Origin of the sequence: Vibrio sp. PBL-C16 (genome assembly GCF_034321865.1) — a bacterium.
GTDB classification, from domain to species: domain Bacteria; phylum Pseudomonadota; class Gammaproteobacteria; order Enterobacterales; family Vibrionaceae; genus Vibrio; species Vibrio alginolyticus.
The window spans coordinates 436813-450527 of sequence record NZ_JAXLNY010000002.1; the positions used below are offsets into that span (position 1 = coordinate 436813).

Annotated in this window: 11 protein-coding genes and 10 tRNA genes; all 21 read left to right on the plus strand. The window is 45.5% G+C overall.

The window, feature by feature from the left end; all coding sequences use genetic code 11:
* Positions 1–82 precede the first annotated feature (82 nt).
* The 21 genes from pncC to UQW94_RS10420 all read left to right on the plus strand — a co-directional run bounded on the left by pncC (position 83) and on the right by UQW94_RS10420 (position 13712).
* Positions 83–565: a nicotinamide-nucleotide amidase gene (gene pncC, locus UQW94_RS10320; RefSeq protein WP_017633544.1), complete on the plus strand. Its 483-nt coding sequence runs from the start codon at positions 83–85 to the stop codon at positions 563–565.
* 200 nt (positions 566–765) lie between these two features.
* Positions 766–1809 carry a recombinase RecA gene (recA, locus tag UQW94_RS10325; RefSeq protein WP_322142225.1) on the plus strand — a complete coding sequence of 348 codons (1044 nt, stop codon included), beginning with the start codon at positions 766–768 and terminating at the stop codon, positions 1807–1809.
* Between the two features lie 127 nt (positions 1810–1936).
* Complete coding sequence (recX, locus tag UQW94_RS10330; RefSeq protein WP_005383799.1) at positions 1937–2404, plus strand: recombination regulator RecX; 468 nt, start codon at positions 1937–1939, stop codon at positions 2402–2404.
* Between the two features lie 142 nt (positions 2405–2546).
* Positions 2547–5129: an alanine--tRNA ligase gene (gene alaS / locus UQW94_RS10335; RefSeq protein WP_171344530.1), complete on the plus strand. Its 2583-nt coding sequence runs from the start codon at positions 2547–2549 to the stop codon at positions 5127–5129.
* A 212-nt stretch (positions 5130–5341) separates the two neighbouring features.
* Entirely contained in the window at positions 5342–6529 is a 1188-nt protein-coding gene (locus UQW94_RS10340; RefSeq protein ID WP_005383803.1) for an aspartate kinase, read from the plus strand.
* A gap of 92 nt (positions 6530–6621) precedes the next feature.
* Entirely contained in the window at positions 6622–6819 is a 198-nt protein-coding gene (gene csrA, locus UQW94_RS10345; protein WP_004415691.1) for a carbon storage regulator CsrA, read from the plus strand.
* A 334-nt stretch (positions 6820–7153) separates the two neighbouring features.
* Positions 7154–7245: transfer RNA gene (locus UQW94_RS10350), tRNA-Ser, on the plus strand.
* 31 nt (positions 7246–7276) lie between these two features.
* Positions 7277–7353, plus strand: a tRNA-Arg gene (locus UQW94_RS10355).
* Between the two features lie 29 nt (positions 7354–7382).
* A tRNA-Ser gene (locus UQW94_RS10360) sits at positions 7383–7474 on the plus strand.
* Positions 7475–7559: 85 nt separating this feature from the next.
* A tRNA-Arg gene (locus UQW94_RS10365) sits at positions 7560–7636 on the plus strand.
* Positions 7637–7691: 55 nt separating this feature from the next.
* Positions 7692–7768: transfer RNA gene (locus tag UQW94_RS10370), tRNA-Arg, on the plus strand.
* A 52-nt stretch (positions 7769–7820) separates the two neighbouring features.
* Positions 7821–7897: transfer RNA gene (locus UQW94_RS10375), tRNA-Arg, on the plus strand.
* 53 nt (positions 7898–7950) lie between these two features.
* A tRNA-Arg gene (locus tag UQW94_RS10380) sits at positions 7951–8027 on the plus strand.
* Positions 8028–8080: 53 nt separating this feature from the next.
* Positions 8081–8157 (plus strand) — tRNA-Arg (locus UQW94_RS10385).
* A gap of 52 nt (positions 8158–8209) precedes the next feature.
* Positions 8210–8286: transfer RNA gene (locus tag UQW94_RS10390), tRNA-Arg, on the plus strand.
* Between the two features lie 53 nt (positions 8287–8339).
* Positions 8340–8416, plus strand: a tRNA-Arg gene (locus tag UQW94_RS10395).
* A 553-nt stretch (positions 8417–8969) separates the two neighbouring features.
* The gene (locus UQW94_RS10400; RefSeq protein WP_005379932.1) at positions 8970–9227 is read left to right on the plus strand and encodes an oxaloacetate decarboxylase subunit gamma; all 258 of its coding nucleotides are present in this window, start codon (positions 8970–8972) and stop codon (positions 9225–9227) included.
* Positions 9228–9258: 31 nt separating this feature from the next.
* Positions 9259–11043 carry a sodium-extruding oxaloacetate decarboxylase subunit alpha gene (gene oadA / locus UQW94_RS10405; protein WP_104979686.1) on the plus strand — a complete coding sequence of 595 codons (1785 nt, stop codon included), beginning with the start codon at positions 9259–9261 and terminating at the stop codon, positions 11041–11043.
* A gap of 9 nt (positions 11044–11052) precedes the next feature.
* Positions 11053–12183 (plus strand): sodium ion-translocating decarboxylase subunit beta, encoded by a 1131-nt coding sequence (locus UQW94_RS10410; RefSeq protein WP_005379935.1) that lies wholly within the window; start codon positions 11053–11055, stop codon positions 12181–12183.
* Between the two features lie 123 nt (positions 12184–12306).
* A complete protein-coding gene (locus tag UQW94_RS10415) occupies positions 12307–13257 on the plus strand; it encodes an NADP-dependent oxidoreductase (RefSeq protein WP_005385434.1) in 951 nt (316 codons plus the stop codon).
* Positions 13251–13712: a YqaA family protein gene (locus UQW94_RS10420; RefSeq protein WP_005379938.1), complete on the plus strand. Its 462-nt coding sequence runs from the start codon at positions 13251–13253 to the stop codon at positions 13710–13712. Before UQW94_RS10415 ends, UQW94_RS10420 begins: the two co-directional genes overlap by 7 nt.
* Positions 13713–13715 lie beyond the last annotated feature (3 nt).

The following is a 13715-nucleotide window of genomic DNA, read 5'->3' on the forward strand; positions in this document are numbered from 1 at the left end:
GTAAGTTCTTTTGTTTATTTCCGTAGCGGCTTAGGATACGTGAATCCCTATCAAGTAAAAAGAGACAAAGGGCATTTTGGCTATGGAAAAAACAACAAAATTGAGTGCCGATTTAGGCGCATTATTGGCTAAACACGGGCATCTTTTAACGACCGCAGAATCATGCACAGGTGGTGGTGTTGCAACCGCCATTACTGACATTGCTGGTAGTTCAGCGTGGCTTGACCGTGCGTTTGTCACCTACAGTAATGAAGCGAAAATGGAGATGCTTGGTGTGCAAGCTTCAACGTTAGAAGCGCATGGTGCAGTGAGTGAGCCAGTTGTGATTGAAATGGTACAGGGTGCAATTAAAAACTCCAATGCGACCATCGGTGTGTCCATCAGTGGTATTGCAGGGCCGGGTGGTGGCAGTGAAGAGAAACCAGTCGGCATGGTCTGCTTTGCTTTTGCTGATAACCAAAGTTGGCAGCAAGTCGAAACCATGCATTTTACTGGTGACCGTGCAGAAGTTCGCAAAAAAGCGGTCGAGCATGCGCTGACTCAATTGTATCAACATCTACTCTAGAATTTCTTAAATTGTTTTAGCCCAGCATTGATAAGGGCTAGAGCAAATCATGACTTTAGGTCAGCCAAATTTTTTTCATACAGGTATGGACACTGTATGAATCAACAGTATAATAACTTTCATTGCTGAGCAGTTCTTCTGCTTAAGAAAAATGAATTACTATTCGTCGCCCAAAGAAGATGAATAAATCGGAGAAAGTAATGGACGAGAACAAACAGAAAGCGCTCGCCGCTGCGCTAGGTCAAATTGAAAAGCAATTCGGTAAAGGCTCTATCATGCGCCTTGGTGATAACCGCGCAATGGACGTAGAAACCATCTCAACGGGTTCTCTTTCTCTTGATATCGCTTTGGGTGCTGGTGGTCTACCAATGGGTCGTATCGTAGAAATCTACGGTCCAGAATCTTCAGGTAAAACAACGCTAACCCTTGAGCTTATTGCTGCTGCACAACGTGAAGGCAAAACGTGTGCGTTTATCGATGCAGAGCACGCTCTAGATCCTGTATACGCGAAGAAACTTGGCGTTGATATCGATGCATTGCTAGTTTCTCAGCCAGACACAGGTGAGCAAGCGCTAGAGATCTGTGACGCACTTGCACGTTCTGGTGCTATCGATGTTATGGTTGTCGACTCTGTCGCAGCACTAACACCGAAAGCAGAAATCGAAGGCGAAATGGGCGATAGCCACATGGGTCTGCAAGCACGTATGCTTTCTCAAGCAATGCGTAAGCTAACGGGTAACCTAAAGCAGTCTAACTGTATGTGTATCTTCATCAACCAAATCCGTATGAAGATTGGTGTGATGTTTGGTAACCCAGAAACAACAACAGGTGGTAACGCACTTAAGTTCTACGCTTCTGTTCGTCTAGATATCCGTCGTACTGGCGCAATCAAAGAAGGTGACGAAGTCGTAGGTAACGAAACGCGCATCAAAGTTGTTAAGAATAAGATTGCAGCACCATTTAAAGAAGCAAACACACAAATCATGTACGGCCAAGGCTTTAACCGCGAAGGTGAACTTGTCGATCTAGGTGTGAAGCACAAGTTAGTTGAAAAAGCCGGTGCTTGGTATAGCTACAATGGCGATAAGATTGGTCAAGGTAAAGCGAATGCGTGTAACTACCTGCGTGAGCACCCTGAAGTGGCTAAAACTATCGATACAAAACTGCGTGAAATGTTGCTAGCGTCAGCACTTGCGGAAGCGCCTGAAGCTGGTGAAGCGCCAGAGCAAGCTGAAGAGTTTTAATCTCTCATAGATTAATAAATGACAAAGCCCTGCAATGCGGGGCTTTGTTGTATCTATTGAAATCAAAAATCGAATTATCACAAAGGCCATTGAGAGCCTGTACAGCAAAAATACTTTTAGGATCATCATGTACCAAAAACGCCAGGCGCCAACATTATCGAGCAAAGAGGCAGCTATCCAATTGCTTAGCCGTCGCGATCATGGTCAGTATGAGCTTTACCAAAAATTATCGATGAAGGGCTATGAAGAATCAGACATCGACATCGCAATTAATTTTTGCCTAGACCATAATTATCTAGATGATTTACGTTACGCGAAGAGTCAAATTAGACAGCATGTATACAAAGGACATGGAGAGCGTCGAATTCGTCAAGAGTTAAACCAGAAGCGTGTTGCGGAATCGGTGATTGAGCAAGCTATGGCTGAAGAGCCGCAAGATTGGTTTGAACTGGCTAAACAGGCGGCAGAAAAGAAATTCAAAGGTATTAAAGCCAAAGACCAGAAAGAGTACGCTAAACAGGTGCGATTTCTGCAATATCGTGGCTACAGTTTTGACCAAATCAGCTACGCGCTGAACTTTGAGGACGAAGATTAACGGTCAGTCGTCCGCACTGATTTTTGTTTTGCTTCAAATTTTTTCTCCTACTCCCTCTTTTCCTCAAGAAAACTAGTCTCAGCTGTTTGCATGATCTACAATACGGCAAAATTCTAACTCGACTATTTTCAGGAAGAGCTGCATGTACATGAGCACTGATGAGGTTCGTAACGCGTTCCTCAAGTTCTTTGAGAGCAAAGGACACCAAATCGTAGAAAGTTCATCGTTAGTTCCACATAACGACCCAACCCTGCTGTTCACAAACGCAGGTATGAACCAATTTAAAGATTGTTTCTTAGGCTTAGAAAAACGAGCCTACACTCGAGCGACTACGGCTCAGCGTTGCGTACGTGCTGGTGGTAAACATAACGACCTAGAAAATGTTGGCTTTACTGCTCGTCACCACACATTCTTTGAAATGTTAGGCAACTTCAGCTTTGGCGATTACTTCAAAGAAGATGCGATCTCCTTTGCTTGGGAATTCCTAACCGAAGTTCTTAAACTGCCAGCGGATCGTTTATTGGTAACTGTTTACGAAACCGATGACGAAGCGTTTGACATCTGGAACAAGAAAGTTGGCGTGCCCGCTGATCGTATTGTTCGCATTGGTGATAAAGAAGGCGGCAAGCCGTATGAGTCTGATAACTTCTGGCAAATGGGCGACACTGGCCCTTGTGGTCCATGTACTGAAATCTTCTACGATCACGGTGAGCACATCTGGGGTGGCCGTCCTGGCACGCCTGAAGAAGATGGTGACCGTTTCATCGAGATCTGGAACAACGTATTCATGCAGTTCAACCGTCACGCAGACGGCACTATGGAACCGCTACCAAAACCATCGGTAGATACTGGTATGGGTATCGAGCGTATCTCTGCAATCATGCAGGGCGTTCACTCAAACTACGAAATCGATGTATTCCAAGCTCTTATCAAAGCAGCAGCAGAAGTTATCGGTTACGAAGACCTATCAAACCAATCACTACGTGTTATCGCTGACCACATCCGTTCATGTTCATTCCTGATCGTGGATGGCGTTATGCCTTCAAACGAAGGCCGCGGTTACGTTCTACGTCGTATTATCCGTCGCGCAGTTCGTCACGGTAACAAGCTGGGCGCACAAGGTGCATTCTTCCACAAACTGGTTGGTGTACTAGCGGAAATCATGGGTACGGCTGGTGAAGAGCTGAAGCGTCAACAAGCTGTGGTTGAAAAAGTACTGCGTATCGAAGAAGAAAACTTCGGTCGTACACTTGAGCGCGGTATGGCGATTCTAAACGAAGCACTAGATAACCTAGACGGTAAAGTACTAGACGGCGAAACCGTATTTAAACTTTACGATACTTACGGCTTCCCAGCTGACTTAACTAACGACGTAGCACGTGAGCGTGAATTCGCAATCGACGAAGAAGGTTTCGAGAAAGCGATGGAAGAGCAGCGTCAACGTGCGCGTGAAGCGGGTAACTTTGGTACTGACTACAACGCAGCAATCAAAGTTGATACGCAAACAGAATTCTGTGGTTACACAGGTACTAAAGGCTCTAGCTCTGTAGCTGCGATGTTCGTTGAAGGCAACGAAGTAGATTCACTATCTGCGGGCGACAAAGCAATCATCGTACTTGGTGAAACGCCATTCTACGCAGAGTCAGGCGGTCAGTGTGGTGACGCTGGTGAAATCCGTACTGAGTCTGGTGTATTCCACGTTGAGGACACTCAAAAACTAGGTAACGCAATCGCGCACCACGGTGTAATGGCAGAAGGCGTTCTAGCGAAAGGTGATGAAGTAGCAACTATCGTTGACGCAGAGCGTCGCGCAGCTATCTCTCTAAACCACTCAGCAACGCACTTGCTACACGCAGCACTACGCCAAGTTTTAGGTGAGCACGTAACGCAGAAAGGCTCATTGGTGAAGGCAGACAACCTACGTTTCGACTTCTCGCATCTAGAAGCCGTAACTGCAGCAGAACTGAAAGAAGTTGAGCGTCTAGTTAACGCGCAAATTCGTCGCAACCACACGATTGAAACCAACGTGATGGACATTGAGTCAGCTAAGAAGAAAGGCGCAATGGCTCTATTCGGCGAGAAGTACGATGACGAAGTACGCGTACTGTCTATGGGTGACTTCTCGACAGAGCTTTGCGGTGGTATTCACGCATCAAGCACAGGTGATATTGGCCTATTCAAAATCACTTCAGAAAGCGGCATTGCTGCAGGTATTCGACGTATTGAGGCGGTAACAGGCGAGGCTGCATTAGACGCGATTGAAGCTCAAAACGCGAAGTATGAAGAGAAACTGGCAGAATCTGCACAGAAAGCAAAAGCGCTAGAGAAAGAAGTGCAGAAGCTAAAAGATAAGATGGCGGCAGCAGAAAGCGCTAACATCATGGGCAAAGCGGTTGAAGTCAATGGTACAAAAGTTCTAGTCGCAGCTCTTGAAGGCGCTGACAGCAAGAACCTACGTACTATGGTTGATGACATCAAGAACCAAATGGGGTCTGGTGTCGTACTGCTTGCCAACGTAACAGGTGACAAGGTTGGCCTGATTGCTGGTGTGACTAAAGATCTAACTGGTAAAGTAAAAGCTGGTGATCTAGTTAAGATGATTGCTGAGCAAGTCGGTGGTAAGGGCGGTGGTCGTCCTGACATGGCTCAAGCTGGTGGTACTGATGTAGCCGCACTACCAGAGGCAATTAAAACAGTTCAGCCTTGGTTAGAAGAGCGCTTATAAGCTTTTAACTACTAAAATTACGCTCAATCAAGTTTCTTTGATTGAGCGTAATTTTTTTTAGCAGCCAAGTGGTTTAATTGACCAAAAGTTAACCGAGTCATTTAGGCTATTTGGTTTTTGTTGTAACTACTGCTTATATAATTTTTCTAATAGGAAATACTGACGATGTAAGCAGTTCTAAAGAGACTTCGGTCTTGGGAAGGTGAAGACTGGTGAAAAAGCCCCTTATCGTGCAAAAGTTTGGCGGAACCTCAGTGGGTTCAATTGAAAGAATCCACCAAGTTGCTGAACACATCATTAAGGCGAAAAATGATGGCAATCAAGTTGTTGTTGTCGTGTCTGCAATGTCAGGCGAAACAAACAGACTGATGGACCTCGCTAAACAGATAGATAGCGTGCCTACAGCTCGAGAACTTGATGTTTTGCTCTCTGCTGGTGAGCAAGTGTCAATGGCACTGTTAGCAATGACACTCAATAAATTGGGTCATGCTGCACGCTCGCTTACCGGAGCACAGGCGAATATTGTGACGGATAATCAACACAATGACGCAACGATTAAACACATTGATACTAAGACAATTCTGGGATTGCTTGAGCAAGACCAAATCGTGATTGTTGCAGGCTTTCAAGGTGTGAATGAGAACGGGGATATCACCACATTAGGTCGAGGTGGCTCAGATACGAGCGCAGTGGCACTGGCAGGCGCATTGCGCGCTGATGAGTGTCAAATCTTTACCGACGTTGATGGTATTTATACTTGTGACCCACGTGTAGTGAAAAACGCGCGAAAATTGGCGGTTATCGATTTTCCTTCCATGGAAGCGATGGCAAGCCGAGGCGCGAAAGTATTACATTTACCTTCAGTGCAATTTGCATGGAAGAATAATGTGCCACTGCGCGTGCTTTCGACATTTGATGTTAATGAAGGCAGTCTGGTAAAGGGGGAGTTAGGCAATCAAGCCGTCTCTGGTATAGCCATTCAACGTGACCTTGCCATAATCGAAGTCGATAAAGAACATTTATCTAGTGCTACAAAACAATGTCAGATGTTGGGTATCGACATTTGGAATGTGATCGAGGAAACAGAACGGGCAGGTATCATGATAAAACAAGATGCATGTGCCAAGTTCGATCTGGTGTTCAGCGACAAAATCCGTAATAGTGAAGTGGTAAGCCTGTTGACCGCAGTGGGGCTTGAGGCCAATGGAATGGTAGAGCACGCATGCGATTTGTTGGCAAAGCGAGATATTGAGATCAATTTCAGCGCAACGAATGCACTCACTATGATGCTAGTTTTAGCACCCGAATGTGTGGATACAGCAGCAAACATTCTGCATGATGCTTACATTACGTCTAGTGAAGCATTAAACATTCAACAAAAACATGCCTTTTTAGGCTGATTTTCGCTAACAAGGTAGTTTACGAAAATATAACTTTTGTTGGATAATAGCTTTGTAGCAAGAAAATTTAGAGATTACTCAAGGAGCAAAGAATGCTAATTTTGACTCGCCGCGTAGGCGAAACACTGATGATTGGTGATGAAGTGACTGTAACTGTACTAGGTGTTAAAGGTAACCAAGTGCGTATCGGCGTTAACGCTCCGAAAGAGGTTTCAGTTCACCGTGAAGAAATCTACATGCGCATTCAAGCTGAAAAAGGCAATGGCAACGTTGCTTCAGGTAACTACTAAGTCGCTCCTGTTTACAGAGCTTAGTTTGAATGAAAAAGGCTAACCGAAGGGTTGGCCTTTTTAGTTTTTACTGTTTTTGAAAATTTGCAGAAACTATTGTGTTGAGTATGGCTGTGAATTCATCAATAATGTTGATTCGAACTTCAGAAAGTTATTTGAAAATAAATGTCTTTTTTTCAGAGAAGACTCTCTTTTTTTCATCATAATAGAGTGATAAAGTTCGTTTAATAGTCACTTTGATTAAATCAGCAACGGTTAAGCCAGTTTCGTAGATTTTTTCAAAGAAAGTGTTTGACATATTTTCGGTAAAACGTAATATGTGCCTCCGCAAGACGGTGAGGTGGCCGAGAGGCTGAAGGCGCTCCCCTGCTAAGGGAGTATACGGTTTATCCCGTATCGAGGGTTCGAATCCCTCCTTCACCGCCATTCTTGCAACGTTGATTTATCAACAAAAAGTGCGTCCTTAGCTCAGCTGGATAGAGTACCTGGCTACGAACCAGGCGGTCGGAGGTTCGAATCCTCCAGGACGCGCCATATCTCTTTTGAGATATAACAATGAAAACGGTGAGGTGGCCGAGAGGCTGAAGGCGCTCCCCTGCTAAGGGAGTATACGGTTTATCCCGTATCGAGGGTTCGAATCCCTCCTTCACCGCCATTCATTGACTGGCCCGATGGCCTTTTTTTTGTTTCGTAAGAAATGAATGTGATTTACTTCACAACTTCTTAGCAAGAAGATCTGCGCGTCCTTAGCTCAGCTGGATAGAGTACCTGGCTACGAACCAGGCGGTCGGAGGTTCGAATCCTCCAGGACGCGCCACTATTTAATAATTCGTTTGATAAACGGGTTATACAAAGTAAAATAAGATTATTGCGCGTCCTTAGCTCAGCTGGATAGAGTACCTGGCTACGAACCAGGCGGTCGGAGGTTCGAATCCTCCAGGACGCGCCACTTATTAAAGGGTAATGCCCTGATGTTGACGAAAGTCGATGTCGAAAATTGCGCGTCCTTAGCTCAGCTGGATAGAGTACCTGGCTACGAACCAGGCGGTCGGAGGTTCGAATCCTCCAGGACGCGCCACTTATTAAAGGGTAATGCCCTGATGTTGACGAAAGTCGATATCGAAAACTTGCGCGTCCTTAGCTCAGCTGGATAGAGTACCTGGCTACGAACCAGGCGGTCGGAGGTTCGAATCCTCCAGGACGCGCCACTTATTAAAGGGTAATGCCCTGATGTTGACGAAAGTCGATATCGAAAACTTGCGCGTCCTTAGCTCAGCTGGATAGAGTACCTGGCTACGAACCAGGCGGTCGGAGGTTCGAATCCTCCAGGACGCGCCACTTATTAAAGGGTAATGCCCTGATGTTGACGAAAGCCGATATCGAAAACTGCGCGTCCTTAGCTCAGCTGGATAGAGTACCTGGCTACGAACCAGGCGGTCGGAGGTTCGAATCCTCCAGGACGCGCCACTTATTAAAGGGTAATGCCCTGATATTGATGAAAGTCGATATCGAAAACTTGCGCGTCCTTAGCTCAGCTGGATAGAGTACCTGGCTACGAACCAGGCGGTCGGAGGTTCGAATCCTCCAGGACGCGCCACTCATTGAAAAAGCCTCGCAATTGCGAGGCTTTTTTGTATCTAGACATCTGAAATATGGCGTAGGATCACTAGAGCCTATGTTCCTCTTTTTTAAAAGCGAATATGTGCGTATCTAAGCAATTTGCTATCAAGCTTCTGTCGCATCGTGTGAAATCATCCTGATTATCCCTCCTATACACTGACTTCCATTTTTCATTTCAATCACTCTCATGTAGTCACTTTGTTTGTTATTTGTTTATTTATTGTTAATCTTGTTCATCTTTTTGTTTTTGTTGGTTTTTACTGCGTGAGTCCCGATTTGATTTTGAAATCTAAATCGCAGTTTTTATTTATGTCCTCCTTTACTCTGTTCGTAAGGTGATAGCGATTTGAAGTGATTATTTTGTCATGAACTGTGATCTGGGTAGTGAATAAATAATCATTTATCAGGATTACTACAAACCTTCCTTAAACAAAATTGACAAAATTTAACCAATCGAGATAATCCATGGGTCGGGATTTGACACTATTAAAGTCCTGCACGTTGTCAGGATGACAAAGAAAGGAAGCAACATGACTAATATAGGAAGCCTGCTAGTAGATGCGGCCACCCTGATGCTAACGGGGATGGCGGTCGTATTTATTTTCCTCACTATTCTTGTTTATCTCGTTCGGTTAATGTCGAAATTGGTACCAGAAGAAGTACCAGAGCCGATCGCAGCACCAAAAACAAACACTAATATTCAATCAACCTCTTCAGCTGTTAGTCCACAAGTAGTGGCGGCGATCTCGGCTGCGATTCATAAACATCGCGCCTCATTCGCGAAGTAGCCGAACTAGGATTAAAAAGGAGTTTAAGAGCATGTCTAAACCACTAGCTATTACTGATGTGGTCCTTCGTGATGCCCATCAATCACTATTTGCTACGCGTATGCGTATTGAGGATATGCTGCCTATCGCAGCTGAGTTGGATAAGGTTGGTTACTGGTCTCTAGAGACTTGGGGTGGTGCAACATTTGATTCTTGTATTCGATTCTTAGGGGAAGACCCTTGGGAGCGTTTACGTGAACTAAAAAAAGCGATGCCTAATACACCAATGCAAATGCTACTGCGTGGTCAAAACCTTTTAGGATACCGCCATTATGCCGACGACGTAGTAGAAAAGTTTGTTGAACGCGCGCATGCTAACGGCATGGATGTATTCCGTATTTTTGATGCAATGAATGACGTGCGAAACTTCCAGAAAGCCGTGAAAGCAACGGTTGATGTTGGTGCGCATGCTCAAGGTACGTTGTCTTACACAACGAGCCCAGTGCATAACGCAGACACTTGGGTTGACTTGGCAAAACGCCTAGAGGATTTAGGTTGTCATTCGCTGTGTATTAAAGATATGTCTGGCTTACTTAAGCCTTATGAAGCGGAAGAGCTTATCACGCGTATCAAAGCGTCTTGTGATGTGCCATTGGCACTTCATTGTCATGCAACAACGGGGCTGTCTACAGCAACAGCGGTAAAAGCAGTAGAAGCCGGTATTGATATTCTTGATACTGCGATTTCTTCAATGAGTTGTACCTACGGCCATACACCGACTGAAACGGTAGTCGCTATGCTAGAAGGCACCGAGCGAGATACCAATTTGAAACTCGAGCAACTGGAACCTATCGCCGCATATTTCCGTGAGGTACGTAAGAAGTATGCGAAGTGGGAAGGCCAGTTAAAAGGAGTCGATTCACGCATCCTGATTGCCCAAGTGCCTGGTGGTATGTTGACCAATATGGAAGGCCAGTTGAAAGAGCAGGGCGCTGCGGATCGCATTGATGAAGTATTAGAAGAGATCCCTCGTGTACGTAAAGATCTTGGTTTCATTCCATTGGTGACTCCAACTTCACAGATCGTCGGTACGCAAGCGGTGATTAACGTTCTTACTGGCGAGCGCTATAAGAGTATTACCAAGGAAACCGCTGGCCTATTGAAAGGTGAGTACGGTCAAGCGCCAGCCGAGTTAAATGCAGAACTGCAAGCGAAAGTGCTTGATGGTAAAGAGCCAATTAGCTGTCGTCCTGCCGATTTACTTGAACCTGAAATGGAGACGCTTACGGTTGATCTGATGGAGAAAGCGAAATCAGAAGGCATTAAGCTAGCAAGTGAGCGTGTTGATGACGTACTCACTTATGCACTTTTCCCTCAAGTTGGGCTTAAGTTCCTTAAGAATCGTGAAAACCCAGAAGCATTTGAGCCAGCACCAACGCTAGAAGCTGCGAAGCCTGCTGTACCTGCAGCTCAACCAGCAACTGGTGGTGTAGAAACTTATAGTGTACGTGTTGACGGGCAGGTGTATGAGGTGGAAGTTGGCCCTCAAGGTGAACTGACATCTGTTGCTCCTTCTAATGCACCGGCAAAATCGGCTACACCTAGCACACCTTCTAATGCTTCAGCTGAAGCGGTGCCTGCTCCTCTTGCAGGTAACATCTTCAAAGTGAATGTTCAGCCTGGTGCTGAGGTAGCTGAAGGCGATGTATTGCTCATCCTTGAAGCGATGAAAATGGAAACTGAAGTACGAGCGGCGCGTGGTGGTGTGGTTCAAGAGCTGAACGTTAAAGAAGGCGATGCTGTCACAGTAGGTGCGCCTCTGTTGAGCCTAGCGTAAGGGAGTATCATGGACGGATTGTTAACCCTTTGGGCAGAAACAGGGATCGCTAACTTCGAGTTCGGCCAAATCTGTATGATGCTGGTTGGTTGTACTTTGCTGTTTTTGGCAATTAAAAAAGGATTTGAACCTTTACTGTTATTGCCGATTGGTTTCGGTGCTATTTTGGCGAATATTCCAAATGCTGGCTTTACTGAGCCTGGTGGCTTGCTCTACTACGTTTACTACATTGGGATTGAATCGGGTGTGTTCCCGCTATTGATCTTCATGGGTGTGGGCGCGATGACCGACTTTGGTGCTTTGATCGCAAACCCAAAAACGTTGTGGTTAGGTGCGGCTGCGCAGTTTGGTATTTTTGCAACACTGTTTGGCGCTATTTTACTCAACTATGTACCTGGCATGGAGTTTTCCATGGCGGATGCATCGTCTATCGCGATCATCGGTGGTGCTGATGGGCCAACAGCGATTTTCTTAGCGAGTAAGCTCTCTCCAGATCTGCTAGGTGCGATTGCAGTCGCGGCATACAGCTATATGGCATTGGTGCCGATCATCCAGCCACCAATCATGAAAGCACTGACAACCAAGGAAGAGCGTCAAATCAAGATGGCTCAGCTTCGTCATGTTGGTAAATGGGAGAAAGTCATCTTCCCGCTTGCTGTATTACTGATGACGATTCTGTTCTTACCTTCAGCTACGCCATTGGTTGGTATGTTCTGTTTGGGTAACTTGATGCGTGAAGCTGGTGTGGTCGATCGTTTATCGAAAACTGCTCAAAATGAATTGATCAACATAGTGACTATCTTTTTAGGTCTTGGTGTTGGTTCTAAGCTGCAAGCTGAGCAGTTCTTGAACCTAGAAACGTTAGGTATCTTGGGGTTAGGCGCAGTTGCATTTAGTATCGGTACTGGTGCGGGCGTCCTGATGGCGAAACTGCTTAACAAGTTCTCGAAAGAAGACATCAACCCACTTATTGGTGCGGCTGGCGTTTCTGCGGTACCAATGGCCGCGCGAGTCGTAAACAAAGTTGGTTTACAAGCTAACCCGCAAAACTTTTTGTTAATGCATGCGATGGGACCAAACGTTGCTGGTGTGCTGGGTTCAGCCGTTGCGGCTGGTATATTGTTAGCACTTGTTGGTTAGACATTATTGAAAATGGAATGATCAACCAATTTACAAAATCACGATTAACTTAGGTTAACAAAATGGTTTATAGTCAAAGGGATGCTTTCGCATCCCTTTTTGTTTTCTTGCAGGGAATGGTTTATGGAACACAAACAGATCGTTATCACTGAGTTTGGTGATGCCAACGTACTCGCGATTCAACATGCTTCTACACCATCACCACAGCCTGGTGAAGTCTTAGTAAAAGTCGCTTTTTCAGGCGTAAATCCTATTGATGTCAAAACTCGAGCTGGGCTCGGTTGGGCGGCAGCGCAGAATAAGGATAATTTACCTTGGGTGCCAGGTTACGACATCTCAGGAAAAGTGATGTCTTGTGGAGAGGGGGCATCACGTTTTAATGAAGGTGATGAGGTGGCTGGATTTATTGGTTTCCCAGTTCGAGGCGGTGGTTACAGCCAATACATATGTGTTCCAGAAACTGAGTTAAGTCATGTTCCTAGCTCTGTCACTTTAGAGGCAGCTGCTGCATTACCGTTGGCGGGACAAACTGCGGCACAAGCTCTCAGTAAGGCTAATGTGACGGAAAACGATCGCGTACTTATCCTCGCTGGAGCCGGTGGTGTTGGACACCTCGCGGTACAAATTGCGATCGCGACGAAAGCGGAAGTCTTTACAACCTGCAGTGAACGAAATCTAGACTACCTTGCGACGCTCGGTGCTCATGCAGTGAACTATCAATTTGCACCAGTGTCAGAACGTGTGGAAGATGTTGATGTTTTGATTGATTTAGTAGGCGGAGATGCTGCGTTAGATGCGCTTAAATGCTTGAAAGACAATGCGAGAGTCATCACCGTTCCAACCATCACAGCTGAGCTGATTTGTGAAAAAGCCAAACTCCTAGGCTTTGAGGCTAGTGGCATGTTGGTTGAACCAGACCCTGCGCAGTTAGATACCTTGTTGTATATGGTCGGCGTTGGCTTACTGAAGACTGAAATTCAACAGGTTTATCCTATGAGTGATGTCATTGGTGCTCACCAGCAGGTCGAATCAGGAAGAACCAGAGGCAAGGTGTTGCTTGATATGACATGCTAGAAGCATTTAACACGAGTTTTGAAAGTTTAGCGCTTTGGTTTTCAGATTCAGCATTATGGGTGCTTTTCATGACCGGTTTTCTCAGTGCCACGTTGTTGCCTGGTGGTTCTGAAGCGGGCTTAGTTGCCACTCTCTCATTAAATCAATACTCCGTTTCTTCAATTGTTATGGTCGCTACTATCGGTAATACGCTTGGTGGCTTAACAAATTATTGGCTTGGCTTGTGGATTCCCAACAAAGCACAAGAGGAAAAGCACGGTCATACCGCATTAAAGTGGCTCTCTAAGTATGGCTATTGGGGATTATTTTTTAGCTGGTTACCTGTAATAGGAGACCCGCTGTGTTTAGCCGCAGGGTGGCTAAGAATGAAGTTTCTGCCTTGCGTGATTTTAATATTTTTAGGAAAGGCTGCTAGGTATAGCTTACTTGCGGCCATCTATCTCGGATTATTTTAAGGA